Source organism: Chryseobacterium sp. 14P4.3.2, from assembly GCF_057799275.1.
Genome location: NZ_JBYOKO010000005.1, coordinates 139,776 through 166,041, shown reverse-complemented (window position 1 = coordinate 166,041; position 26,266 = coordinate 139,776). Strand labels below are relative to the sequence as shown.

Annotated in this window: 18 protein-coding genes; 15 read left to right on the top strand and 3 right to left on the bottom strand. The window is 36.7% G+C overall.

What is annotated here, in order from left to right; all coding sequences use genetic code 11:
- The first annotated feature begins 52 nt into the window (after positions 1–52).
- The 6 genes from AC27VX_RS10005 to AC27VX_RS09980 all read left to right on the top strand — a co-directional run bounded on the left by AC27VX_RS10005 (position 53) and on the right by AC27VX_RS09980 (position 8,376).
- A complete protein-coding gene (locus tag AC27VX_RS10005; protein ID WP_300687012.1) occupies positions 53–1,363 on the top strand; it encodes a TolC family protein in 1,311 nt (436 codons plus the stop codon).
- A gap of 22 nt (positions 1,364–1,385) precedes the next feature.
- On the top strand, positions 1,386–2,498 hold the full coding sequence (locus tag AC27VX_RS10000) for an HlyD family secretion protein (protein ID WP_488695376.1): 1,113 nt from the start codon (positions 1,386–1,388) through the stop codon (positions 2,496–2,498).
- A 108-nt stretch (positions 2,499–2,606) separates the two neighbouring features.
- Positions 2,607–4,199 carry an MFS transporter gene (locus AC27VX_RS09995; protein WP_236858483.1) on the top strand — a complete coding sequence of 531 codons (1,593 nt, stop codon included), beginning with the start codon at positions 2,607–2,609 and terminating at the stop codon, positions 4,197–4,199.
- A 190-nt stretch (positions 4,200–4,389) separates the two neighbouring features.
- Complete coding sequence (locus AC27VX_RS09990; RefSeq protein ID WP_488695374.1) at positions 4,390–6,600, top strand: TonB-dependent receptor; 2,211 nt, start codon at positions 4,390–4,392, stop codon at positions 6,598–6,600.
- A gap of 106 nt (positions 6,601–6,706) precedes the next feature.
- Complete coding sequence (locus tag AC27VX_RS09985) at positions 6,707–7,519, top strand: siderophore-interacting protein (RefSeq protein WP_300687017.1); 813 nt, start codon at positions 6,707–6,709, stop codon at positions 7,517–7,519.
- A 152-nt stretch (positions 7,520–7,671) separates the two neighbouring features.
- A complete protein-coding gene (locus tag AC27VX_RS09980) occupies positions 7,672–8,376 on the top strand; it encodes a class I SAM-dependent methyltransferase (protein WP_488695371.1) in 705 nt (234 codons plus the stop codon).
- Here AC27VX_RS09980 and AC27VX_RS09975 read toward each other — a convergent pair.
- Both AC27VX_RS09975 and metG read right to left on the bottom strand, forming a co-directional pair.
- Positions 8,349–9,014 (bottom strand): hypothetical protein, encoded by a 666-nt coding sequence (locus AC27VX_RS09975; RefSeq protein WP_236858487.1) that lies wholly within the window; start codon positions 9,012–9,014, stop codon positions 8,349–8,351. The genes AC27VX_RS09980 and AC27VX_RS09975 overlap by 28 nt on opposite strands.
- A gap of 61 nt (positions 9,015–9,075) precedes the next feature.
- Entirely contained in the window at positions 9,076–11,112 is a 2,037-nt protein-coding gene (gene metG, locus AC27VX_RS09970) for a methionine--tRNA ligase (protein WP_488695369.1), read from the bottom strand.
- A gap of 332 nt (positions 11,113–11,444) precedes the next feature.
- Between metG and AC27VX_RS09965 the strand changes: the two genes are divergently transcribed.
- The 4 genes from AC27VX_RS09965 (at position 11,445) to AC27VX_RS09950 (ending at position 19,107) form a co-directional block, all read left to right on the top strand.
- A complete protein-coding gene (locus tag AC27VX_RS09965) occupies positions 11,445–14,168 on the top strand; it encodes a SusC/RagA family TonB-linked outer membrane protein (protein WP_488695367.1) in 2,724 nt (907 codons plus the stop codon).
- Positions 14,169–14,183: 15 nt separating this feature from the next.
- The gene (locus AC27VX_RS09960) at positions 14,184–15,776 is read left to right on the top strand and encodes a RagB/SusD family nutrient uptake outer membrane protein (protein WP_488695365.1); all 1,593 of its coding nucleotides are present in this window, start codon (positions 14,184–14,186) and stop codon (positions 15,774–15,776) included.
- Between the two features lie 19 nt (positions 15,777–15,795).
- Positions 15,796–16,869 carry a SusE domain-containing protein gene (locus tag AC27VX_RS09955; RefSeq protein WP_488695363.1) on the top strand — a complete coding sequence of 358 codons (1,074 nt, stop codon included), beginning with the start codon at positions 15,796–15,798 and terminating at the stop codon, positions 16,867–16,869.
- 81 nt (positions 16,870–16,950) lie between these two features.
- Positions 16,951–19,107, top strand: a complete 2,157-nt coding sequence (locus AC27VX_RS09950; RefSeq protein ID WP_488695361.1) for a glycoside hydrolase family 97 protein — start codon at positions 16,951–16,953, stop codon at positions 19,105–19,107.
- Positions 19,108–19,399: 292 nt separating this feature from the next.
- Here the strand turns inward: AC27VX_RS09950 and AC27VX_RS09945 are convergent, their stop codons facing one another.
- On the bottom strand, positions 19,400–20,395 hold the full coding sequence (locus tag AC27VX_RS09945) for a sterol desaturase family protein (RefSeq protein WP_488695359.1): 996 nt from the start codon (positions 20,393–20,395) through the stop codon (positions 19,400–19,402).
- Positions 20,396–20,596: 201 nt separating this feature from the next.
- On the opposite strand from AC27VX_RS09945, the gene AC27VX_RS09940 reads away from it, so the two are divergent.
- The 5 genes from AC27VX_RS09940 to AC27VX_RS09920 all read left to right on the top strand — a co-directional run bounded on the left by AC27VX_RS09940 (position 20,597) and on the right by AC27VX_RS09920 (position 26,259).
- The gene (locus tag AC27VX_RS09940; RefSeq protein ID WP_488695357.1) at positions 20,597–22,456 is read left to right on the top strand and encodes a glycoside hydrolase family 13 protein; all 1,860 of its coding nucleotides are present in this window, start codon (positions 20,597–20,599) and stop codon (positions 22,454–22,456) included.
- 9 nt (positions 22,457–22,465) lie between these two features.
- The gene (locus tag AC27VX_RS09935; RefSeq protein ID WP_488695355.1) at positions 22,466–22,984 is read left to right on the top strand and encodes a nuclear transport factor 2 family protein; all 519 of its coding nucleotides are present in this window, start codon (positions 22,466–22,468) and stop codon (positions 22,982–22,984) included.
- Positions 22,985–22,986: 2 nt separating this feature from the next.
- On the top strand, positions 22,987–24,387 hold the full coding sequence (locus tag AC27VX_RS09930; protein WP_488695353.1) for an MFS transporter: 1,401 nt from the start codon (positions 22,987–22,989) through the stop codon (positions 24,385–24,387).
- Between the two features lie 549 nt (positions 24,388–24,936).
- Entirely contained in the window at positions 24,937–25,665 is a 729-nt protein-coding gene (locus AC27VX_RS09925; protein ID WP_236858497.1) for a pirin family protein, read from the top strand.
- Positions 25,666–25,707: 42 nt separating this feature from the next.
- Entirely contained in the window at positions 25,708–26,259 is a 552-nt protein-coding gene (locus AC27VX_RS09920) for an NADPH-dependent FMN reductase (protein ID WP_236858498.1), read from the top strand.
- The last annotated feature ends 7 nt before the right edge of the window (positions 26,260–26,266 follow it).

Below are 26,266 nucleotides of genomic sequence, written 5' to 3'. Positions count from 1 at the left end.
ATTTGATTGATTTTGTTGTTCTCCTAACTTTGCATCTGTAAAACAAGGTAAAATGACAAAGAAAATAAAAACAGCACTATCTCTTTTGATAGCAGCTTTTCCTGCGCTGTTTTTTTCCCAACAGATTAAACAGATGACCGCAGGCGAGGTGGCCGAACTGGCTGTTCAGAATCATCAGCAGTTAAAAGTTTCCGCACAGAATATTGATATTGCCAAACAGAGCATCAATGTTACAAAACTTCAGCAGCTACCTACTATTACGGCTTCCACAAGTCAGTTTTATTTAGGGAATGCCGCTGCCATTGATAAAGACTTTTCAAATTCTACAAAAGTTCCGATGCCACATTATGGCAGCTCTTACGCTGTACAGGCAACCCAACTGATCTTTAAAGGAGGATTGGTAAATAAGTCTATAGAGATGGCAGGACTTCGTGAACAGATTTCTGAACTGGATCTGGAGAAAAATAAACAGGATGTGAAATTTTTAGTGATTTCAAATTATCTGGACGTTTATAAAATTGTGAATCAGGAAGAAGTATTTCAGAATAACAAAAAACTGGCTCAGGAGCGTCTTAAAAATATTCAGAAGTTCTATCAGCAGGGTATGGTGACCAGAAACGAGGTGATCCGTGGAGAACTGGCTATCAAAAACCTGGATCAGGGAATTCTGACTCTTTCAAACAATAAAAAGATCCTGAATTATAACTTAGATATTGCATTGGGCCTGCCTGCTGATACGGAAATAGTTCCTACTGAAAGTTTAGAGAGCAAAGAAGCGGGAATCGGAATGGAATATTACACAAATCTTGCCTACGAAAAGAATCCGCAGCTGAAATCGGCTAAGAAAAATATAGATATCGCAGATAAAAATATTGAAATCATAAAGACAGATAATGCACCCACCATTGCAGGGTTTGGAGGCTATACCCTGCAAAGGCCTGTTACCACAAGGAATCCGGTCCTGGATATGTATTCCGGAGGATGGCAGACAGGTGTTTCTCTCAGTTATAATATAGATACCCTCTATAAAACAAAGGAAAAAGTAAAATTAGGTGAACTGCAAAAAACACAGGCCAATGATGCTGTGACTCTGGTGCAACAGAATGTAGATATGGGAGTGAATGCAGCTTATACAAAATATCAGGAAGCTATTCAGCAGGCAGATATTCTGAACGATTCTAAAAAGCTTGCTGAAGAAAACTACAAGATCACTGAGGCCAAATACCTTAATCAATTGGCTGTACAGGCAGAAATGATTGATGCGCAGAACCAGAAACTACAATCAGAACTGGATTATGCAAACGCAGAAATCAATGTTTTGTATCAGTATTACAACCTTTTGAAATCTACCGGAACACTTTAATTTTTAAAACTGAAAATCAACAATGGAAAACAAGGAACAAACTACTCAAAATACTGCCCAGACTCCTGCAAGACCGGCTGGAGACGGCAAAAAAAAGAAAAATAAAACCAATAAAATCAGGGCCATTATTTCTAATATCATCGTTTTTATGGTGATTGGCTTTGGGTTATTCTGGCTTATCCGTGAATATTTCCATATTGGAAATAAGACTTATACAGAAGCTGCTCAGGTTGAGGAGTTTATTAATCCCATCAATACAAGAGTTTCTGCTTATATCAAAGAAATTAAATTTATTGAACATCAGCGTGTAAAAAAAGGTGATACACTGGTAATTTTGGATGAACGTGAAATTCTTACACAATTGGGGCAGGCTGAAGCAGCTTACCAGAACGCAACAGCTCAGAAAACAGCCACAAGTTCTTCGGTAAATACTGTCTCCAACAATATTAATGTAATGCAGTCTAATATTGCCGGTGCAAAGGCAAGACTTTGGAATGCCGAACAAAACCTGAACAGATACAAAAATCTTTTGGCGGCAGAAGCAGTTACAAGACAACAGTACGATCAGGTAAAAACCGAATATGATGCTCAAAAAGCAGCCTATGAAACACTGGTTAATCAAAAACAATCAGCTAATCTTTCTACTACAGAAGTGAAAAGCAGATTAGGAATCAATGATGCAGAAATTAAAAGAACAAAATCGGCCTTGGACATGGCTAGAATTAACCTTTCTTATACCGTTATCACAGCACCTTATGATGGAATAATGGGAAGAAGAACGATTACCGAAGGACAACTGATCCAGCCGGGGCAGCAGGTAGCTACTATCGTCTTAAACGGCCAGAAATGGGTAACAGCCAATTTCCTTGAAAGCCAGATGCCCAATATTAAAGTGGGAGAGAAGATGACCATGACAGCAGATGCTTTGGGAGGACAAAAGTTTGAAGGTGTAGTTACCGCAGTTTCTGCAGCTACAGGATCAAGATATTCAAGCGTGCCTACAGATAATTCTACCGGAAATTTCATTAAGGTACAGCAAAGAATTCCCGTAAGAATTGAATTTACAGCATCCAATACAAAAGAAAATCTGGATAAGCTGAGTGCGGGAATGAATATGAATGTAAATATCAATTAAGACTAAAAGAGTGAAGATGTCTGATTTCAGATCATATGCTGAATGAAAACTGAAAATGAATAGAAAAAATCTGTTATCTGATATTTCAAATCTATTATCTAAAAAATCATGTACAACAAAGGATTATATAGCGACTGGGTACCGAAACCCGTGCAGCTGCTGCTGATTGTATTACTGCTTGCCGTGGTAATGCCTATTGGCGGAGTCTATACGGGAAATATCAGCCATCTGGTGAGTGGTACCGGAGCATTGACGGAATATTTTATGTGGGCCAATTATGCCACCACAATCGGGATGGGAGCCTGTATGCCTGTGGTCCTCAGGATTAAAATGAGGTTTAAGGTACGGGACAAAATGGTATTGTTATTGGTTCTTTTAGGATTAATGAGCTATATTAATGCGACTACCTTACAGCCGATGATCTTTGTATTTACGGCTCTGGTGATCGGATTTATGAAGATGATGGTGACAATAGAGCTGTTTCTTCCGTTAATGGCCATGATAGGGAACCGTGGAATGTTTTATGGAGCATTCTATACATTTGTGTTGGTGATGAACCAGGTTGCAGCTTATTATGCAGCTGAATTTTCACTTCTTTACAATTGGCAGCAGTTCTATATTTTTACTTCGGTTTTGTGTTTCATTCTGGCATTGATTCATTGGATTTTTATGCATAATAAATACTTTGCATTAAAGGTTCCATTACATTATATTGACTGGTTAAGCATTTTACTTTTTATATCCACTTTTATGTTTTCCGCTTATGTATATGCATTTGGAAGACAGCAGGACTGGCTGAATTCGAAAAATATTATTAATGCAAGTATCGCTGCTTTTGTGAGTTTTGCATTGCTTGCGATTCGTCAGTTGACTTTAAAAAGGCCTTATCTATCATTCAAAATTTTCACCAGAAGCAATGTACAGAACGGTCTGTTTATGTTATTTTGGTTAGGAATGTTTTTAGGAACGGCCTCTATTCAGACTTCTTTTGCAGTGGGAGTATTAGGATATGATCAGGTGACAAATGCCGGACTTAACTTACTTATGATTCCTGGAATTATTCTGGCCGGAGTTATTGCTATATTTTGGTTTAAAAACGAAAAACCATTGAAAATGTATATATTTTCAGGGTTTGCGGGCATGATAGGATATGCAATTATCATGTATTTTTCCATGGTATTGGAATTCAGTTATGATAACTGGTATTTACCTATGTTCTTAAAAGGCTACGGAATGTGTTCATTATTTATTTCCGTATGGTTCTATACTCTTGATAAGCTTGAGATGGATGAAATGCTTGCTGCTATCGGACTTGTATTGGTTTGGAGAACTTTTCTGGCTGTGGGGATTTTTTCAACCCTGTATTCTTGGTTACAATACCGTTTTCAGGTTACTGCAATAGGAGATCTTGCTGTTTATATGGACGGAATGACAGTTACCCCTCAAAATGTGGCGGCCAATATGAAGGGCATTCAGCTTAATGCGGTGATCATAGCAACCAAAAAGATATTCGGATATATTATTCTGGCCGGTTTTGGAGTGTTATTTTATGTGATAACCCATCACTTCGGAGCGAAGCGATTCCAGTATTTCAGATTTGTAAGAGTTCTTGGCGGTAAGTCTGTTATTGCAAGAAGAAGGCTTCGTGAACGGAAAAAATTATTAGAAGAAATAAAAGATGCGGCAGGACCTGCATTATAAAAAATAACCTTGTTTTTTCACAGTAAAACCCTGGATCCTTATAGGCTGGGGTTTTACGTTTTAAAAGCGGTTGAAGTGCTATAAATCACTTTATGGTTCTTGAAATCATGAAAAATTTCATACTTTGTTATTTTTATTGCTTCTAAATAAGAATTACCTTTGTGAAATTATAAAACTTTGATTAGAAAGAATGAAAAAGCAGTATGCATTCATAGGTCTGCTGGCTTCGGGATTATTTTTTTCCCAGACAGTTAAAGACTCTGTAGACTCAAAAAACATTGATGATGTTGTGATTGTAGCTTCCAGAAAGCCTACAAAAATTTCTGAAATTCCAGGTACAGTATGGGTAGTACAGAAAGAAAAAATACAGGAACAGGCTAAAAGCGGAGTGCCCATTAAGGAAATGCTTTCCATTTTGATTCCAAGTATGGATATTGGCCCGCAGGGAAGAACCAACTATGGGCAGAATATGAGAGGGCGTTCTGCTTTGGTTATGATTGACGGGGTTTCATTGAACAGTATTCGTGCAATCAGCCGTCAGCTGGATGCTATTGACCCTTTTAACATCGAAAGAATTGAAGTTCTTTCCGGAGCAAGCTCTATTTATGGAGGAAATGCTACCGGCGGTATCATTAATATTATTACAAAAACCCCATCCAAAAAAGGAATCAGCGGAGAAACAGAACTGGGAGTACGTACTGGTTTTATGGGGAAAGATGACCATGATTTCCGTGCTGCCCAATCCATCGCAGGTAAGGGTGAAAAGGTCTTTGGAAGATTAGGAATTGCTTATCAGCAGAATGGTGGTGTTTATGGAGCAGATCAAAAACAGCTTTTTACAGATATTACACAAACCGATCTTCAGTACAACCAGTCTATCGACATCCTTGCAACAGGAGGATATCAGTTTAACAATAAACATAAAATAACAGCTTCCCTTCAGTATTACAATTCTAAATTTAACGGAGACAGAAGTTTATTCCTGGGTGAAAACCTAAGCGCATTCACTACCAAAAATGCTTCCTTACTGGATATGAGAGACGGATTCTCTTCCGATAAAAATGTAGGAACTGAGCGTTATATGGGAACCGTTGCTTACACCGCAAACGGAATTCTGGGAGGTCAGGATTTATATGTACAATTTGCTACCCGTGGTGAAAAATTAGGATTTTATCCTTTCCCGGGGAATGTTACCCTTCAGACAGGAAAGATTGCTTATATGTCATCTTCCCAACAAAATACTTATTACTCAGGGATAAAAGCTTTATTGTCAAAATCATGGAAAGGGCTGAATGTTACCTATGGTGCGGATATTGATTTTGAAAAATTTGAAGGAAATCAGTCAGTTTATGATATTGCCAAAACAATGTCAAGCGGCGGATTGATCAATGAAACAAAATACAGCCTTGGAAGATATCCTACCAATCACTCCCAGAGCTACGCAGGTTATGTACAGGCAAAATATAATATTCTTCCAAAATTACAGATCAATGCAGGAGTTCGTTACCAGCATATCAATGTAAGAATGGATGATTTTGTAGGGTCAGAACAGCAAACGCAGGTAGCAATGGGCTATGGAAGCTCAGCATCTGCTATTCCGGGAGGAGAAAGTTCTTATAATGTGACGTTGGGCAATGCCGGTTTATTATATAAGTTCAATGAACAGCATCAGGTCTGGGGAACATTTTCTCAGGGAGCAAGTCTGGCAGACCCTGCTAAATTTTATGGTATTGGGCAATATAAGCTGGTGGGAACAAACTGGAATGTAGTATCCAGTATCAACGTTAAAGAACAACCTTTACAGGCGATCAAAACAAATCAGTTTGAAGTAGGATATCGTGTTAATAAAGGTGGTTTAAGAGCTCAGATTGCAGGATTTATGAGTAATTCTGACAAGAGTGTTACAGTAGATAAAAAGACTTTCCAGATTCTTGTGAATGATTTGAAATTAAGAAATATGGGAATTGAAGCTGAGATTTCCTATTCCTTAAAGAACGGAGTTTATTTCGGGGCGAGCGGTCTTTTGATCAAGTCTGAGGTAGATAATAAAGGAGAATGGCAGAAACAGGAGATTTATAATGCTTCTCCATCCAAATTAGTAACTTATATTGGTTACAATATTCAAAACTGGTCATTCAGATTCCAGTCATTACAGAATTTCAAGCAGAAGGATGAACTTAATAATGTTGTAGAAGGTTATAATACTTCAGATTTGATGATCGGATACAGATTCAACTGGGGGAAATTCAACCTGGGTATTCAAAACTTGTTTAATACAGATTATCAGACGATATGGAGTAAGCGCTCCCAGGTTTTATACTCTACCTATGGACTTCCTGAATTATTTAATTACAAAGGAAGAGGAAGAACATTCAATCTGTCTTATACTTTTGACTTTTAAAAATAAGATTAAGGTATAACCGCCTTATTCTGAAAAATATATTGTATTTCAAATCCGGTTTCTGATATTGATCGGGAACCGGATTTTAATTTAAAAAAAATCAGTTATGGCTAAAATTCCAACAGGGCAGATCATTGCCGAAGTTACCAGAAAAGAATACATCAGCGATCATTTTATAAGGGTTTATCTATATTCGCCCGAAGTAAAGCTATTCAAAGATACCGCTGTAGGAGACAATAATAAAATTGCTGTACCGCCGGCAGGTTTAAACGAAATTCATTTTCCAACCTTGGATGAAAACCATCAGTGGGTTCATCCTCCGAAAGAATTGGCTCCAACAATAAGAACCTATACGCACAGAGGGATTGATTTGGAAAAAAATGAACTGATCATTGATTTTGTAGACCACGGAGACGGAGGTCCTGCATCAAGGTGGGTAAGAGAAGCTGAGGCTGGTTCCAAATTGGGGGTAATGATGCGCCTGGATGGAAAAGAATTGTACCCTAAAGCTGATTGGTATCTGCTGGTAGGTGATGCTACGGCAATTCCGGTTATCAGTGCGATTTTGGAAACCCTTCCTGAAACAGCAAAAGGAATATGCATCCTTGAAGTTCATGGAAAAGAAGATGAACAGCAGCTGAAAACCAAAGCTGATATTGATTTTAAGTGGCTTCATAATTCAAATCCACAGATCAGCAGTGATATTTCTGAGGCAGTGAAGAATGTAGAAATCCCCGAAACATCCAAATTTGGCTATGTAGCATGCGAATTCTCAGGCGTAAAAGAAATCCGTACATATCTCCGGAAAGAAAAAAACTGGACTTCACAGGAACTCTACGCTTATTCTTATTGGAAAGCAGGTGTTGCAGAAAATGAATCGCAGGCGGACAGACAGAAGGAAAAAGATTCACTGGAGTAGTGAGCTGGGCGTAGGTAGGAAAACTTTTTGATAATTGAGAATGAGGAATTGAGAATGGATAGAGTGGTTGGGAAAAAAGAAGTACAGGCAGCAAAAGTAATTTCTCACTTTCAATTTTCCATTTTCAACTTTCAACATGTATCTTTGCAGCCATGAAAGATTTAATGGGCAGAGCGATCTGGGATTACTATCACAATGAAAATCCTGAAGACCTGCAGACTGAAACATCAATTTCTGAGCTGGATGAGCTTCCGGTAGATTATTTATTCAGAGATTTTGAAGAAATGAATGATATTGAGCAGAAAGCACTGCAATTATCCGAAGGAAAAATACTGGATATTGGAGCAGGAGCAGGTTCTCATTCTTTATATCTTCAGAATGAAAAAAAACTTGATGTAACTGCTTTAGATATTTCTCCAAAATCTGTTGAGGTTTGTGCGCTGAGAGGAATTGAAAAGGCTGTTTGTGAAAATATGCTTGATTTTTCCGGTGAAACATTTGATACCATTTTATTATTGATGAATGGTACAGGGGTTTTTGAAAGTCTTGCTAAAATTGATACCTATCTTCAGAAATTGCATACTTTATTAAATGATAATGGACAGATTCTGATTGACAGTACAGACATTATCTATATGTTTGACCGTGATAAAGATGGCGGAGTATACATTCCGGCAGGAGGATATTATGGTGAACTGGAATATGTAGTTCATTATAAAGGAGAATCTGAAGAGCCGATTACGTGGCTTTACCTTGATTTTAATACTTTGAAGAATGCCGCTGAATACAATGGTTTTAAAATCGAAAAAATCATGAAAGATGAAGATTCTTACTTAGCAAAACTGACTAAGAAATAGCTTGAGAACCATCCCTGGTAGTTGGTTACAATTAAAGCTAACATAATGAAAGAGATAATTCCCGGAAAAATATATGAAGCTGCTCTGTAGGGCAGCTTTTTCGGTGTAAATAAAACCCAGAATACAAATAATATCAAAGCTCCTGCTGCACCTATTAAAAGTTCAGGACTTTTTCTGTAGGTAAAAACCCGTTGAATATTATTTCTGTACATAAAAGGAACAGCAAAATACTGGACAGTAAAAAAAATACATCCAAAAATAAAAGTCAGAATAGCCGGACCGTATTTTTTTAGTTTAATGAAGTTCAAACCTAATAAAATAGAGCCGGGAATAGTACCTAAAAGCAAGCTGATGATGAATATAAGCTCCCTTGGAAACAGTTTTACAGCGTTGGGATCTTCAGTTATATAATCCTGCCATATTTCCTTTTCTGCATTGATTTTAGCTTCTTCCGCTTCTTTTTTATACTGGATTAGTTGCTGAACGGCTGTTTTTTCCTGCTCACTGAAAATACGTCCTCTTTCTTGCAAAATTTCAAAAGCTACCTGAACGGCCTCCGGAACAAAGCGATTGCCTTCCTGTAAATAAACCTCCAATTCCTGATTGGACAATTTTCTTAAAACACTTCTATTCACCATAAGCTGTTAAAAGAAAGGCTGCTTCTATTGAAACAGCCTGTTATCTTTATCACGATGTTAATTATCCGATCTCAATACCGTTTTCAACATTGCTGTCATCCGGTGTTACGAAAGATAATTTTCCGTCTGGTTTTGTTGTTAATAATAACATTCCCTGAGATTCAATTCCTCTGATTTTTCTTGGTGCAAGATTCAAAAGGATCATTACCTGCTTACCAATAACTTCTTCAGGGGTAAAGCTTTCCGCAATACCTGAAACAACAGTTCTTACATCTACTCCTGTATCTACAGTAAGTTTTAATAATTTATCTGCTTTTTCTACCTTTTCAGCTTCTATAATAGTTGCTGTTCTAAGGTCTATTTTAGTAAAGTCATCAAACGTGATTTCCTCTTTCATAGGGTTTGCGTTAGGATTTGTTTTTTTATTGTTTTGTTTTGTATTTTCCAGCTTTTGAATTTGAGCTTCAATTACATCATCTTCAATTTTTGAGAAAAGAAGAGATGATTCATTGATTTTGTGGCCAGTTTCAATTAAGACAGGTTGAGTCCCAATATTAATCCATGGTTTCTTTTCAACATTGAACATGTTCAATAGCTTTTCAGAGCTGAAAGGCATGAAAGGTTCACATAACTGAGCCAATGCAAGAGCAATTTGAGCTCCAACGAATAAAGACTGAGCCGCTTTTTCTGGATTATCTTTAATGGTTTTCCAAGGTTCTTCTGTCTGAAGATACTGATTTCCAAAACGGGCAAGGTTCATCAATGCAGTTAAGGAGTTTCTGAACTCATAATTTTCCAGAAATCCTGAAATCTCTTTTGCTGATTTACTTATTTCTTGTAATTCAGGACTGTTAATATCACCTTGTGGTACTATACCATCATAGTACTTATGAATAAGAACCGCAACTCGGTTGATAAAATTCCCAAAAATTCCTACCAATTCAGAATTATTCTTAGTCTGGAAATCCTTCCATGTAAAGTTGTTATCTTTTGTTTCCGGAGCTGAAGAAAGAAGAGCATATCTTAAAACATCCTGCTGCCCAGGGAAATCTTCTACATATTCATGAGCCCAAACTGCCCAGTTTCTTGACGTTGATATCTTGTCATTTTCAAGGTTCAGGAACTCAAAAGCAGGAACATTTTTAGGCATGATATAATCTCCATGAGCTTTCATCATCGCAGGGAAAATAATACAGTGGAATACAATATTATCCTTTCCGATAAAATGTACCAGGTCACTGTTTTCACTCTGCCAGTAATCTTTCCAGTCTTTTCCATTTTTCTCTGCCCATTCTTTGGTGAAAGAGATATAACCGATAGGTGCATCAAACCATACGTACAATACTTTCCCATCCGCATTTGGAAGTGGAACCGGAACTCCCCAGTTCAGATCTCTGGTCATGGCACGAGGCTTAAGGCCGTCATTCAACCAGGATTTAACCTGCCCGTATACATTAGGCTTCCAGTCATCTTTATGACCTTCAATGATCCACTCATTTAAGAAATCTTCATATTCATTTAAAGGCAGATACCAGTTTTTTGTTTCTTTAAGGATAGGAACATTTCCACTAAGCATTGATTTCGGATTGATCAGTTCCGATGGCGAAAGGGTAGAACCACATTTCTCACACTGGTCTCCGTATGCGTTTTCGTTGCCACAGTTCGGGCACGTTCCTACAATATAACGGTCAGCAAGGAATTCTCCAGCCTGCTCATCAAAATACTGCTCAGAAACCTCCTCTGTGAATTTGCCTTTTTCATATAAAACCTTGAAGAAATCCTGACTGGTTTCATAATGGTTCTTAGACGTTGTTCTTGAATATTCATCAAAGGAGATTCCAAGATCAGAAAAAGATTTTTTAATGATCCCGTGATATTTGTCAACGATATCCTGAGGAGTAACCCCTTCTTTTTTAGCTCTTATAGTAATAGGAATCCCGTGCTCATCCGAACCACAGATAAACGCTACATCTTTTCCTAATCTTCTTTGAAATCTTGCGTAAACATCCGCAGGAATATAAACACCTGCCAAATGTCCTATATGAACCGGCCCGTTTGCATAAGGCAAAGCTGCCGTAATCATCTTTCTGTTTGACATTTATAGTAAAGTTTTGACTGCAAAGATAAGGATTATCTCTTGAATACCGCTATTTGCGGACTTATTATGATTCGTAAGACAATTTAATGAGCTGAACATGAAATAAAGTTAAACGTTTGTTTGACTTTGTGTTTAGGTTTCATCCTATATTATGCATCGCATAGGATCGTTTAATCTACTGGATTTTAGAAATCTAATCTATTTTAGCTTCGTAATATACATAAAATTATCTTAAATTATATTAATTTTATGATAATTATATTTTTTTTTTAAATTACCACTCTGGCTTTAGGCCAAAATTTGACTTAAAAAGAAACTATAAAAATAAGATTGTGAAGAATTTTACAACAGTATTAAAAATCGCGCCCGCTTTTTTACTGGCCAGCACAGTAATGCATGCGCAAACAAAGGACTCTCTTCCACAAGAAAAGAAAATTGAGGAAGTTGTACTGATTGGGTATGGTGCTAAAAAGAAATCTGATTTGACAGGGTCTATTACTGCCATTTCTGCTAAAGATTTTAATGAAGGAAGTATCAATTCTCCAGAACAGCTAATTCAGGGAAAAGCGTCTGGGATTCAGATTACAAATAACAGTGGTGCTCCTGGCGCAGGTTCTACCATTCGAATTAGAGGAGGAGCATCATTAAATGCAAATAATGATCCTTTGATTGTAATCGATGGAGTTCCGGTTGATAGCAATGGGATCAGTGGTGCTGCCAATCCTTTGTCATTAATCAATCCGAATGACATTGAAAGTTTTAATATTTTAAAGGATGCTTCTGCAACAGCAATTTACGGTAGCAGGGCTTCTAATGGAGTAATTATTATTACAACAAAAAAAGGTACTTCAGGAAAAGTAAAAGTTAATTATTCATCTACGACTTCTGTTTATGAAAAAATGGGCAACATCAAGATGTTGTCTACAGATCAGTTTAGAGAAGTTGTAATGAATAAGGCACTTCCGTCATTTCAAGCTTTACTGGGAAACTCTAGTACCAATTGGCAGGATCAGATTTATCAAACTTCCTTAGGTTTTGATAATTCCATTTCCTTATCAGGAGGGATAAAAGGATTGCCTTACAGATTATCAGTAGGGTATTTGAATCAAGATGGTATTATTAAAACTAATAATATTGAAAGAACAACCGTTTCTTTAAATCTTAATCCTAAATTCTTTGACAAACATCTTGAAATTAGTTTTAATCTAAAAGGTACGTATGTTGAAAATAGGTTTAAAGAAGATGGTGCTATTGGAGCAGCAGTTGTATTTGATCCTACCAAGCCGGTTTATGATTCCTCTTTTGCAAATTATGGAGGGTACTGGGAATGGTTGCAGGGTAATGGAGAGCCCAATACGAATGCAACGAAAAATCCCCTTTCTATGTTAAATCAGAGATGGGATCGTTCTTATGTAAGAAGGGTTTTGGGAAATGTTCAGTTGGATTATAAGTTCCATTTTTTACCGGAATTGAGAGCTAATTTAAATTTAGGATATGACTATAGTGATTCTAATGGAAATACTACTGTGTTGCCTACTGCGGCTATGGCATTTTATCAAAAAGGTACATACAGAAGATATACACAGGAAAAGAAAAATAAGCTTTTAGATTTCTATCTGAACTACCTTAAAACATTTGAAACTATAAAATCTACTGTAGATTTCACTTTAGGGTATTCATATCAGGACTGGACAAGATCTGAACCATTTGCACCAACACTTTATGGAAATGGAACTCAATATCCATTAACAGGAGTAGATATTTTTACACAGAATACTATCCTTTCATACTTTGGACGTTTAAATTATACATTTAATAATAAATACCTATTAACAGCCACTTTGAGAAGGGATGCTTCTTCTAGATTTAGCAAAGAGAACAGAGTGGGTTATTTCCCATCTATAGCATTAGCCTGGAGAATGGATCAGGAGGATTTTCTTAAGGATTCAAAAACAATCTCTACGTTAAAGTTAAGAGCAGGATGGGGGCAGACAGGCCAGCAGGATATTCAGAAAAATGATTATCCATATTTAGCAAGGTACGTCTTGTCAAATAGTGGGGCAATGTATCAGATTGGTGAGGACTTCATTAATACATTGAGGGCTCAGGGATATGATAGAAATATAAAATGGGAAACCACTACTACTAAAAATATTGGTTTAGATTTCGGTTTCGTAAAAGATAGAATTAATGGATCTATTGAAGTATATGAAAAAGAATCAAAAGATTTATTAAGTATTGTTCCTGTACCGGCAGGGGCTAACCTTACGAACCTTCTTCTTACAAATATTGGTGATATGAGAAATAGAGGAATTGAGGCAAACGTTAATGTAAAGGCTATCAATAATGATAATTTTACATGGGAGTTCAATGTTAATGCGACTCATTATAGATCAGAGGTTACAAATTTGGCTTCCACTGAAGTATTGACAGGCGGAATTGGAGGAGGAGTTGGGACAACCATTCAGGTACAATCCCAAGGATATCAGCCAAATTCATTTTATGTTTACCAGCAGGTTTATGATAGCGCAGGCAAACCAATAGAAGGGGCATATGTAGATAGAAATGGAGACGGGATCATCAATAATTCTGATTTGTATAAATACAAATCACCTGCTCCTGATGTTTTGATAGGTTTTTCTTCTAAATTCACTTATAAAAATTTAGATCTAGGTTTTACAATGAGAGCAAGCATTGGAAACTACGTTTATAATAATGTGGCTTCTCAATTTGGTAATCTGCAAGGAATATCCAATAATGGTTTTTTACAAAACATTCATACTGACTATTCAAACACTGGGTTTGTCAAAGCTCAATATTTATCCGATTACTATGTTCAGAATGCTTCTTTTGTAAGGATGGATAATATTAATATAGGATACAGTTTCCCAAGCTTTATTGATAAGAATTCGAAATTAAGAATTTTCGGTTCTGTTCAAAATGCATTTGTAATTACAAAATACAGTGGCTTGGATCCGGAAATATTTGATGGTATTGATAATAATCTATATCAAAGACCAAGGGTTTATTCACTAGGATTTAATTTTCAATTTTAATTAAGTAGAGCTATTATGAAATTTAAATATATTAATAGAGTAATGCTTACTGCAGGTATGGCTGCAGTATTGTTTCTGTCTTCATGTGAGAAAGATTTGGATAGAATGCCTGAATCGGAAATTAGTTCAGCTTCAGTATATGCAGATTTTTCAAATTATAAGCAGGTTTTAGCCAAGATATATGCTGGTCTTGCGGTGAGTGGACAAGAAGGAGGAGATGGTAATGTAGATATTGGAGGGATTGATGGAGGAACATCAAATTATTTAAGACAATATTTCCAGATGCAGGAGCTTCCCACGGATGAAGCTGTTATTGCCTGGAATGATGCTACCTTACCTGATATGCATAACATGACATGGTCTGCAAATAATGTGTTTATTCGTGCTATGTATTATAGAATTTATTATCAGGTGGCAATGGCAAATGAGTTTATAAGAGAGACAACTGATGAAAAATTGGCTTCTCGAAATATAACAGGGCAAAATGCAGAGACCTCAAAATTGTACAGGAATGAAGCAAGATTTATGAGAGCTTTAAGTTATTTTCATGCTATAGACCTCTTTGGTAACGGACCTTTTGTAACCGAAAAAACAGAAGTTGGGATTACACCCCCACCTCGAATCGATCGAAAAGATTTATTCCTGTATATTGAAAGTGAGTTGAAAGATTTGGAAGCTATTTTAAAAGATCCAAGAACCAATGAATACGGTCGCGCAGATAAAGCTGCTGTATGGATGCTTTTATCTAAACTTTATTTAAATGCAGAGGTATATACAGGTCAGCAGAGATATTCAGATTCAAGAGTTTATGCAGAAAAAGTGATCAATGCAGGATATTCTTTAAAATCTAATTATGGAGAACTGTTTCTGGCTGATAATAATGTGAATAATAATGAAGTGATCTTTTCTATTAATTTTGATGGCCTTCATACCAGAACTTTTGGTGGAACTACATACATTATCCATGCTGGAGTCGGAGGAAATATGAAGCCTGCGGATTTTGGTATTAACAGTGGATGGGGAGGAATAAGATCTACTAAAAATTTGGTAAATCTGTTTCCAGACCCAAATGGAACTCTTGATAAAAGGGGAATATTTCATTCTGATGGACAAAACCTGGAGATAAACAATCAATCTGAGTTTGCAGACGGATATCCATTAATTAAGTTTAAGAATGTAAGAAAAGACGGATCTCATGGATCCGATACAACCGGAGACTTTGCAGATACTGATTTTCCTCTTTTCAGACTGGGAGAAGCATATTTGATTTATGCTGAAGCAACTTTAAGAGGAGGTGGCGGATCTACAGCGACAGCTGTACAATACGTGAATTTATTAAGACAAAGAGCTTATGGAAATACTTCAGGAAATGTTACATCTATTAATCTTGATTTCATCTTGGATGAGAGAGCAAGGGAGTTAGCATGGGAAGCGACCAGAAGAACTGATTTAATTCGATTTGGTAAGTTTACTTCCTCTTCTTATTTGTGGCCATTCAAAGGAGGTGTTAAAGATGGTAAAGGAGTAGAAGGTTATAGAGCGCTTTATCCTATTCCAAGCACAGACCTTACTGCTAATCCAAATTTGATTCAAAATCCAGGATATTAATAAAAAACATTAATTTAAAATGAAACATTTTTTTAAAATATTAACCTTAGCTTTTATTGGTCTTTTGGTTGTTTCTTGTGAAAAGGATGAAGATCAGGCAGTTCTTAATGAGGTAACAAATAGCAAAATTTCATCTGATAAAATATCCATTGTTTTAGATAAAAACCAATTGGACGTAACAGCGGTTAACTTTGCATGGACAAAATCTACTTTTAATCTTGCAGTGGTTTCTACACAACAAATAGAATTAGGAATTAAAGGAACTAATTTTAAGAATAGTAAATTCGTCGATGCTGTCAGCTCACCTTCTTCATTAACTAATAAACAACTGAATACATTGGCAGTGGGACTAGGGGCAACAGTTAATGTTGTTAATCAGATAGAAGTAAGGTTAAAAACAAATGTTGGAGAAGGAGTATTTTACTCCAATGTAATCACCCTGAATGTAACTCCTTATGTTTTGGGTCCTACCTATAACTATACAGATCTGTATTTAATTGGTGATGCCACATCAGCAGGTTGGGCGAATGAAGCTACAAATACTAAATTCCTGCCTTTACAAAAAACTGTTACCTCAGGTTTATATTCTTATACTGGATATTTTGCTGCTGGAAGTTTTAAATTTATAAAAACTCCGGGATCTTGGGATACACAATACGGAATGGGAGGTTCGGCAGGAACATTAAGTACAAGTGGTTCTTCAGGAAATATTTCTGTGGCAACTGCAGGATATTATAAGCTGACAGTTGATACCAATGCATTAACATATATATTAACCCCAATAGTTCCTCCAACGACTACGTATTCATTTATCTCAATGATTGGAACTGCTTCAGGAGATTGGAGTACAGATGTAGATCTTCAAAAATCAACATTTGATGCCCATATCTGGGTTAAGAAAAATGCAGCTTTAGGAGCAGGTGAATTTAAATTCAGAGCTAATCATGATTGGGGTACAAGTTGGGGTGTTGCTCAGGAGTTCTTTGGAGTTGCAGTGATAGGAGGTGCCAATATACCAGTATCTACATCGTTTAATTATGATGTGTATTTCAACGATATCACCGGAGAATTCTCAGTAATTCCAGTATTTTAAAATAATAAAAATCTAAATAAAATAAAGCAAAGTGCTGCTTTACCGTGGCACTTTGATATTTTAAGTTAATAAATAGTCATTATGAAGAAAATTACAGTTGGAGCACTTTTGCTCTCAATGATGTTTACAGGCGTGAAAGCCCAATCTTTAAAATCTCCGGACGGGAAGTTTGAAATGAGCTTTCAGCTGAAAGAAGGAGTACCTTACTATAACCTGAAATATAACGGAGCCGTAGTAGTTGAAGATTCTAAATTGGGATTGAGATTATTTAAAGACACAGCCATCAAATTCGCTTCCGAAATTGCCAAGCCGGAAGATGCAAAATACGACCTCAACAACGGTTTTGCAAAGGTAGATGAAAAAAGAGACTCTAAAAACGAGACCTGGCAGCCGGTTCTTGGTGAGAAAAAGAACTATATCAATCATTATAATGAGCTTGCCGTTACACTGAATCAGGCTTCTACAGACAGAAGTATTGTGGTGAAATTCAGGTTGTTCAACGATGGCCTTGGGTTCAGATATGAATTTCCACAGCAAAAAAATCTTAATTATTTCGTGATCAGAGAAGAAGATTCTGAAATTGATTTCCCTACCGATATGAAGGCATGGTGGATTGTGGCAGATTATGACTCTCAGGAATACCAGTATCAGGAAACTAAAATTTCTGAAATTCCTGCAAAGTGGGATAAAGCATACGATGCGAACGCTTCCCAGTCATTGGTGAAAAATGCAGTTCAGTCACCCTTAATGCTTAAAAAAGAAGGGAAAGAACCTTTGTATATCAACGTTGCCGAAGCCGCAGTATTGGATTATCCGGCCTCCCATCTGGAAGTGGATGCACAGAATTACAAATTCAAAACGCATTTGACAGCAGACAGACAGGGAGCAAAAGGGTATATTCAGACTCCGTCAGTAACACCTTGGAGAACCATCATTGTTGCTCCAAAAGCTGAAGAAGTGATGGACTCTAAAATGATTTTCAACCTGAATGAACCAACAAAATATACAGATACCTCTTATATTCACCCTACAAAATACATGGGAGTCTGGTGGGAAATGATCATCGGAAAATCACAGTGGGCGTATTCTACAGCAGAAAACGTTCATTTGGATAAAACCGATTTTACAAAACTTACACCAAACGGAAAGCATGCAGCCAATAATACTAAAGTTAAAGAGTATATTGACTTTGCTGCGGAAAACGGATTTCAGGGATTGCTTATTGAAGGCTGGAATATAGGTTGGGAAGATTGGTTCGGACACTCAAAAGAATTTGTTTTTGATTTCATTACCCCTTACCCGGATTTTGATATCAAAATGTTGAATGATTATGCTCATTCAAAAGGAATTAAGCTAATCATGCACCATGAAACTTCAGGTTCTGCAACGAACTATGAAAGATGGGCAGACAAAGCCTTCCAGACGATGAATAAATATGGCTATGATGCTGTGAAAACAGGATATGTGGGAGATATTATCCCAAGAGGAGAGCACCATTATTCTCAATGGACCATCAATCATTATTATAGAATTGCTGAAAAAGCAAATGACTATAAGATCATGGTCAATTCTCACGAGTCTGTACGTCCTACAGGAGAAAGCCGTACTTATCCAAACTATATTTCTGCCGAAGCCGCACGTGGAACAGAATATGAAGCATTTGGAGGAAATAAGCCTGATCACCAGACTGTTCTTCCGTTTACAAGATGGATGGGAGGGTCTATGGATTATACACCGGGAATTTTCCAGACAAAATTAGACTATTATTTCCCTGGAGATACCCGTTTCGTAAAAACTACACTGGCCAAGCAGCTGGCTCTGTACGTTACAATGTACATGCCGCTTCAGATGGCCGCAGATCTTCCTGAGAACTACAAAAAGCATATGGATGCATTCCAGTTTATCAAAGATGTAGCAGCAGACTGGGATGACACGAAAATCTTATCTGCCGAACCAGGAGATTATGTGATTACAGCCAGAAAAGCAAAAGGAACAGAAAACTGGTTTGTGGGAGGAATTACCGATGAGAACAAACGTGAGTATACGGTAGATTTCTCATTCCTGGATAAAGGAAAAAAATATGAGGCAATCATCTATGAAGATGGAAAAGATGCGGATTATATCAACAATCCTCAGAGCTATAACATCTATAAGAAAGAAATTACCAGCAAGTCAAAAATTAATTTTAAAATGGTGAGAAGCGGAGGTTTCGCAATTTCTATCAAGCCTGTAAAATAATTTGAAAATACACTAGGGTGCCCCGGCTCATTGGATTTTTCCATGTCCGGGGTATTTTATTTTTTGTAAGAAATTATTCTTTAATACAGGTTAAGAATTCCCTATTTCAATTAATCTGAGTTTGGGTTAAGGAAATTAAAATTAATGTAGAATATATAGTTTTGTATTACCTTATAATGTATTGAGGCTACCATACGCCTAAAAAAAAACTGGAAGAGCAAAATTATTTAGATCATAAATAACTTCACTCTTCCAGTTTTTCTTCTTATTATATCTTTAGAATAAACTTGGATTATTTATCCTCTGCCTGCTGGCTGAGTGATGAATATTGATATTCCGGTTCTGATACCTGTTCTTTTCTTTTAACAGGAACTCCGTTTCTTATTTTTTCATTGTATTCCTTTTGGTACTGCTTTACCGTCTTTCCGGTGCCGTCATGTCTCCATCCCGGTGAGTAAAAAAGATATTTGATACGGTTTTTAAAAGATACCCCCGGCTGTCTGAGATCTTTTCCTATCCTTCTCCATTCATAGAAAAGCATAGTAGCAGGATCTTTGGATTTTATTTTGGGGTATACTCCGTATTTTACAGGAACTTCGGGATCTTCTTTTTCAAAAGTTCCGAATATTTTGTCCCAGATGATCAGTCCCATTCCCATATTACGGTCCAGGTATTTGATGTTGCACGCATGATGTACACGGTGATGAGAAGGAGTTACCAAAATATATTCCAGAAAGCCCATACTTTTAATAGACTGGGTATGTACAAACGTTCCATAGATCTGTATTGCAGAATATGCCACCATAACATGTAACGGATGGAACCCCATAAATGCTAAAGGAGAGAAAAACAGATACCTGTATAAAGGCTGGAATACAGGACTTCTGAAACCTGTACTGATATTAAAATATTCAGAATTGTGATGGGTAATATGCACTGCCCAGAAAACACGGGAATGATGATCTACATAATGATGGATATAATAGGCGAGATCCTGAGCGAGGAAAACCGCAATCCAGTACCATATTCCCACTTCCCAGGTGAAAAGACGGTGTTGGTAAAAAAACATCATGACAAACATAGAAAAGCCTTTCATGATGATATCTAAACTGTAATTTAACAGAGCAAAAAGAACATTTGTAGCAACATCTTTGGTTTCATAAATCTTTTCTTTATTAAAATGGCTGTAGGCCATTTCTATAAAAATAATGACGGCAAACAAAGGGATAGTCCATGTATAAACGATATCTGGCCCATCACTTTTGAAGATTGAAGAGAAATCAAACATTTTTTCTGTAAAACTAAAGATAAAAAGAATGAGAATCCCTATTTTTAGATGAATTTTTTATGAAAAAGTTATATGTTTTTGATAAAAATTAAGATATCAATGCCAAACCTTAATTTTTTCCCTTTAAGAAGATTGAAATAAGCACATTACATTAGGTTTTGAGCTTATATTTGAAAATTAAATGCTAAATTGAACTTTAATATGAAGACTATATATGCAGTATTAGCCCTTTCGATAGCTTCTGCAGCTTTTTCCCAAAAAATGTTGGAAAAAGTAGAGCCGGCGTTCTGGTGGAAGGGAATGAAAAATCCCGAACTTCAGATTCTTGTTTACGGAAAAGGAGTTGCCAATAATGAAGTCACTCTTTCGGACGGGATACAGATCAAAAATATCCAAAAGGTGGAGAATCCTAACTATCTTTTTATCACTGTTAATACCAATGAGATAAACGTTCCTAAGTTTACCATTAATATTAAAAATGGTAAAAAAAATATAGGATCCTACTCATATGAGCTTAAACAAAGGAATTCCGGATCCGCAGACCGCTCCTCTTTTACCTCGAAAGATGTGATGTATCTGATTATGCCGGATCGTTTTGCTAATGGTGATGAGAAAAATGATTCCAGACCGGATCTTACTGAGAAAGCTGACCGTAACCTGCCTAACGGAAGACATGGTGGAGATCTTCGCGGTATTATCAATAATCTTGATTATATTCAGAAGCTGGGAGCAACAGCGGTATGGCTGACTCCGGTCAATGAGGATAATGAAAAAGTATACTCTTATCATGGTTATGCTCAGACCGATCTGTATAAAATTGATGGCCGCTATGGTACTAATGAAGACTACAGAACATTATCCCGTGAGTTGAATAAAAGACATATGATGCTGGTGATGGATTATGTAACCAATCACTGGGGAGTTTCACACTGGATGATCAAAGACCTTCCCACAAAAGACTGGATTCACTGGTTCAACGATGGTGAGAATGGATTCAAAAGATCTAACTATAAAATTACCTCTCAATTTGATACCAATGCTTCCGAAATAGATAAAAAATATGCACTGGACGGATGGTTTGATACTACAATGCCGGATATTAACCAAAAAAATCCGTTAGTCCTGAAATACTTAACTCAAAATGCAATCTGGTGGATTGAATATGCAGAACTTGGCGGTTTCCGTGTAGATACTTACCCTTACAATGATAAAGAAGCAATGGCAAAATGGGCTAAAGCAATTACCGACGAATATCCGAAGTTTAATATTGTAGGTGAAACTTGGCTTTCTACTGCAGGACACATTTCGGCATGGCAGAAAAACTCTAAAACCGGAGAAGCCGCTGGATACAACTCGAATCTGCCTTCTGTGATGGATTTTATATTATTTGGAGAAATGCCTAAAGCTTTTCATGAAAAAGAGAGCTGGAACGGTGGAATGAACAGAATCTACGACTCATTTACAAGCGACTTTCTGTATCCGGATGTTAATAACCTGCTGGTATTTTTTGAAAATCATGACACCGAAAGATGGAATGAAATTTTTAATGCAGATCCTAAAGCCTATAAACTGGGATTAACACTTATTTCAACCACCCGTGGAATTCCGCAGATCTATTATGGATCAGAAATAGGAATGAGAGGAAATAAGAAAAAAGGTGGAGATGCGGATATCAGAAGAGATTTTCCGGGAGGATGGAAATCTGATAAGCAGAATGCCTTCAATCTGTCAGCGCAAACTCCGCAGCAGAAAGACTTTTTTCAGTATACACAGAAATTATTGAACTGGAGAAAGGGAAAAGAAGTGATTCATAGCGGGAAAACTAAAAACTTCGTCCCTCAGGATGGTGTATTTACCTATTTCAGATATAATGAAAAAGAAAGTGTAATGGTTATGATCAATAATAATGATAAAGACCAAACAATAGATTTGAAACATTTTGCAGAATCACTTAATGGATTTACAAAAGGGAAAGATATCATTGCAGATAAAGAATTTACATTCCAAAACACTATTGCCATACCTGCGAAAACTTCATTTATTATTGAACTTGAAAAATAATTACGATCTATGAAAAAATTAATAGCTGTTCACACATTCATCTTATTTTTATTTGGATTTTCAGTCCTTTCTGCTCAATCGTCAAAAACATTTGAAAAAGAAAAGACAGAGATCAGCAAGATGCTTGACGGATTTAATGCAGCTGCTGCAAAAGCGGATTACAATGCTTATTTTAATTACTTTGCTGATCAGTCTACTTTCATTGGAACTGATGCAACTGAAGTTTGGAACAAAAAAGAATTCATGGTGTGGGCGAAACCTCATTTTGACAAAAAGAAAACCTGGAATTTCACCGCTCTTAAAAGAAATATCTATTTCAGTAATGATGGAAAACTGGCTTGGTTTGACGAATTACTGGATACCCAAATGAAGATTTGCAGAGGCTCCGGAGTCGTAGAAAAAATTAATGGAAACTGGAAGGTAAAGCAATATGTACTTTCCATCACAGTTCCCAATGACGTAGTGGATAAAGTGGTTGCTGAGAAAACAGCCCTTGAAGATCCATTAATCCAAGAATTAAAGAAATAAGAATGAATACTCAGCACGGTACTTTTTCAGGGAAAATAAAACCTAATCTTTCGATGCTTCAGATTATTAATATGAGCATGGGATTTTTAGGAATTCAGATGGCATTTGGGCTGCAGAATGGAAATGCAAGCCGTATTCTGGCCAATTTAGGGGCTGATGTTCATGAATTATCTTGGTTCTGGCTGGTAGCACCCATCACAGGATTGATCGTTCAGCCGATTATCGGGCATATGGGAGATAATACATGGAGCCCGTTGGGAAGAAGAAAACCTTACTTTCTGATTGGAGCTGTTTTATGTGCCATAGGATTGGTACTGCTTCCTAATGCTGCTTCTGCAAATCAGATGTTTGCGGCCAACGCTCTTTTGCTGGCCGTAATTTTCCTGGCTATGATGGATGCTTCTATAAATGTTGCAATGGAACCTTTCAGGGCTTTAGTTGGAGATATGTTGCCAAAGCATCAGGGTACAGTAGGGTTTTCTGTGCAGACCATCCTGATTGGAATAGGTGCCGTACTCGGTTCTTACCTTCCGGACTGGCTTACTAAACTTGGAATTTCTAATGAAGCGCCTAAAGGTTTTGTAGCAGATAATGTTATTTATTCCTTTTACATAGGAGCAGTATTACTTATTCTGTCTATTTTATATACCATCATTACAACCAGAGAATATTCACCAAAGGAGTTTGCAGAATTTGCAGGAGATAAAGAAATAGAAGAACCCTCCAGGTTTTCTGATATTTTTAAAGACTTTGCCAGGATTCCTGCTCAAATGAAAAAGCTGGGTATTGTTCAGTTCTTTTCATGGTTTGCATTATTTACGATGTGGGTATTTACAACCAGTGCCCTGGCAACCCATCATTTGGGATTATCTCCGGAAGATACCCATTCCAAAGAATTTAATAACGCAGGAGATTTAACAGGTAAGCTTTTCGGAATGTATAACCTTTGGGCTATTCCTTTTGCCTTTCTATTGACTCCTATTGCAAAATGGATAGGTAAAAAACAAACCCATGCTCTCGCTTTAGCCTGTGGAGGGATAGGGCTCATTTCAATGTATTTTATTAAAGATGTCAACAATTTATGGATTTCTATGGTAGGATTAGGTTTTGCCTGGGCAAGTATTCTGGCGATGCCTTATGCGATGCTGATTGAAGTTATTCCTCAGAAGAAAATGGGGGTTTATATGGGCATATTCAATTTCTTTATTGTTGTTCCTCAGATCATCAATGGATTATTCGGAGGTCCTGTTGTAAGCGGTGTTTTTGGTAAGCAGGCCATGGATTATGTGGTTGTAGGAGGAGTTTGTATGTTGATAGGAGCATTAGTTACAATGATTTTTGTCAAATCAGAGAATGAGACTCCAAAAGAAATTGAAGGGGAGATTAAACAGGTGCATTTTTAATAGTTGAAAATTGAAAATGGAGAATTGAAAATTATTTTAATGTCTGTTATTTAATAGAATAATAGGTTTTAATATCAATAGGAGTGGGCTTTAGCCCTCTTCATTTTAATAGTTGAAAATTGAAAAATGGAGAATTGAAAATTATTTTAATGTCTGTTATTTATAGAATAATAGGTTTTAATATCAATAGGAGTGGGCTTTAGCCCTCTTCATTTTAATAGTTGAAAATTGAAAAATGGAGAATTGTGAATTATTTTAATGTCTGTTATTTAATAGAATAATAGGTTTTAATATCAATAGGAGTGGGCTTTAGCCCACTTTTTCTTTTTATGGACAACCCATTGGCTTTAGCCAAAACATAAAATTGATAATAAGCCTATTTGTAAAAACTAAATCTTTTTTATTTTTAACCTGAATTTTTATGATAGGCTTAATGTATAAAGCTATTAACTTGCTCCTTCCACCTTTTGTATATAACCTCCTTTCTTAACCTACATCAACATGTACAGGATTTATACCCCGTACATTTGTACTATAAATAATCACAAAATGAAAACAGTATATCATAAAGCAGATTCGAGAGGCCATGCTGATCATGGTTGGTTAAATTCTTACCACACTTTCAGTTTTGCTAACTACCAAAACAGAGAAAGATCAAATTTCGGAGTGCTGAGAGTATTGAATGATGACACCGTTTCTCAGGGAATGGGATTCGGAACACACCCACACAGAGATATGGAAATTATTTCAATTCCTTTGGAGGGCGATCTGGAGCATAAAGACTCAATGGGAACCACAGCAGTGATCAAAAAAGGAGAAATCCAGGTAATGAGTGCAGGGACCGGAGTAATGCACAGTGAATATAATAAGAATAAAGATGAGGAAGTAAAATTTCTGCAGATCTGGGTTTTCCCGAGAGAATTGAATGTTGAGCCAAGATACGATCAGAAAAGCATCAAGGAAGGTGAAAAGATCAACGGATTTCAACAGATTTTATCCCCTGATAAAAATGATGACGGAGTTTGGATTCATCAGGATGCCTGGTTTAATTTAGCCAACTTTACAAAAGGAAACGGCAAAAACTATATGCTCAACAAAAAAGGAAACGGAGTCTATGCATTTGTTTTAAAAGGGAGTGTGAAAATTGGAGATCGTGTTCTTAATGAAAGAGATGGGCTGGGAATCTGGGATACTCAGAGCTTTAATCTGGAAGCAGTAGAAGATACAGAAGTATTATTAATGGAAGTCCCAATGGAATTACCTTCTTATCTTAAATAATAAACTAAATTTGTAACCTTAAAAAAAATAAATATCTATCATATGAAAATCTTAGCAATAGCAGGAAGTAACTCAGAAGTTTCAATGAACAAGCAGCTGGTAGCTTATGCAGCCACGTTATTTGAAAATGCAGAAGTGGAAGTAGTGGACCTGAATCCTTTCGAAATGCCAATTTATAAACATGAAAGAGAATTAGCAGGTGGTGTACCTCAGGAAGCTCATGATTTTGCAGCAAAGATTGATGGCGCAAACGTATTATTGGTTTCTTTAGGAGAGCACAACGGAACTTACTCTACAGCTTTCAAAAATGTGTTCGACTGGGTATCCAGAATCAAAGACAGAACGGTTTGGAATGAAGTACCAATGCTATTGATGTCTACATCCCCGGGAGGTAGAGGTGGAGCAGGAGTTTTGGAAGCTGCATCAAAGCGCTTTCCTTTCCACGGAGGAAATGTGGTAGAAACGTTCTCGCTGCCTTTCTTTAACGATAACTTTGATAAAGCTGGGCAAAAAATTTCTAATGAAGAGAAAAACAGCGAATTAAAAGAAAAAATCAAGAAGATTGCAGCTATCGAAACCATCCTTGAAAAATAGAATTTGA

Bases quoted from the DNA above. Each gene is read 5' to 3' on its own strand.
- AC27VX_RS10000 (WP_488695376.1), top strand. From the start codon at position 1,386: ATGGAAAACAAGGAACAAACTACTCAAAATACTGCCCAGACTCCTGCA.
- AC27VX_RS09945 (WP_488695359.1), bottom strand. From the start codon at position 20,395: ATGTTTGATTTCTCTTCAATCTTCAAAAGTGATGGGCCAGATATCGTT.
- AC27VX_RS09980 (WP_488695371.1), top strand. From the start codon at position 7,672: ATGAAAGATTTAATGGGCAGAGCGATCTGGGATTACTATCACAATGAA.
- metG (WP_488695369.1), bottom strand. From the start codon at position 11,112: ATGTCAAACAGAAAGATGATTACGGCAGCTTTGCCTTATGCAAACGGG.
- AC27VX_RS09955 (WP_488695363.1), top strand. From the start codon at position 15,796: ATGAAACATTTTTTTAAAATATTAACCTTAGCTTTTATTGGTCTTTTG.
- AC27VX_RS09940 (WP_488695357.1), top strand. From the start codon at position 20,597: ATGAAGACTATATATGCAGTATTAGCCCTTTCGATAGCTTCTGCAGCT.
- AC27VX_RS09935 (WP_488695355.1), top strand. From the start codon at position 22,466: ATGAAAAAATTAATAGCTGTTCACACATTCATCTTATTTTTATTTGGA.
- AC27VX_RS09990 (WP_488695374.1), top strand. From the start codon at position 4,390: ATGAAAAAGCAGTATGCATTCATAGGTCTGCTGGCTTCGGGATTATTT.
- AC27VX_RS09975 (WP_236858487.1), bottom strand. From the start codon at position 9,014: ATGGTGAATAGAAGTGTTTTAAGAAAATTGTCCAATCAGGAATTGGAG.
- AC27VX_RS09950 (WP_488695361.1), top strand. From the start codon at position 16,951: ATGAAGAAAATTACAGTTGGAGCACTTTTGCTCTCAATGATGTTTACA.
- AC27VX_RS09930 (WP_488695353.1), top strand. From the start codon at position 22,987: ATGAATACTCAGCACGGTACTTTTTCAGGGAAAATAAAACCTAATCTT.
- AC27VX_RS09995 (WP_236858483.1), top strand. From the start codon at position 2,607: ATGTACAACAAAGGATTATATAGCGACTGGGTACCGAAACCCGTGCAG.
- AC27VX_RS09960 (WP_488695365.1), top strand. From the start codon at position 14,184: ATGAAATTTAAATATATTAATAGAGTAATGCTTACTGCAGGTATGGCT.
- AC27VX_RS09925 (WP_236858497.1), top strand. From the start codon at position 24,937: ATGAAAACAGTATATCATAAAGCAGATTCGAGAGGCCATGCTGATCAT.
- AC27VX_RS09920 (WP_236858498.1), top strand. From the start codon at position 25,708: ATGAAAATCTTAGCAATAGCAGGAAGTAACTCAGAAGTTTCAATGAAC.
- AC27VX_RS09985 (WP_300687017.1), top strand. From the start codon at position 6,707: ATGGCTAAAATTCCAACAGGGCAGATCATTGCCGAAGTTACCAGAAAA.
- AC27VX_RS10005 (WP_300687012.1), top strand. From the start codon at position 53: ATGACAAAGAAAATAAAAACAGCACTATCTCTTTTGATAGCAGCTTTT.